Source organism: Pantoea sp. SIMBA_079, from assembly GCF_046940275.1.
In the GTDB taxonomy this organism is placed as follows: Bacteria; Pseudomonadota; Gammaproteobacteria; order Enterobacterales; family Enterobacteriaceae; genus Pantoea; species Pantoea borealis.
This window is the reverse complement of record NZ_JAWRYR010001036.1, coordinates 1-228: the sequence shown is the minus strand read 5'-3', so window position 1 is coordinate 228 and position 228 is coordinate 1. Positions and strand designations below refer to the sequence as shown.

The window sequence follows — 228 nt, the reverse complement described above, 5'->3', positions numbered from 1 at the left end:
CAGCAATCGTAGTGTCCGCAAGCGTCAGCTTCTGCCCACTGCCAAGGTCGAGCACAGTCGAATTGCCGTCCTGTTGCATCTGCAAGTCAGCAAACCCTGAACCACCAAAGCCGACCAGGTCGATCACCTCACGCGAAGTCTCGAACTGCTTGAGTACATCATTACCGCCTGCACGCCTGTGGATGACAAAGCGGTCGGTACCCTCACCCCCCTTGAGGAGATTGTACC

The 228-nt window shown here is 56.6% G+C and carries 1 protein-coding gene; it reads right to left on the bottom strand.

Going from position 1 to position 228, the window contains the following annotated elements:
* Positions 1-228 (bottom strand): hypothetical protein (locus SB719_RS23065; protein WP_412160176.1); only part of this gene is annotated, 228 nt, incomplete at both ends.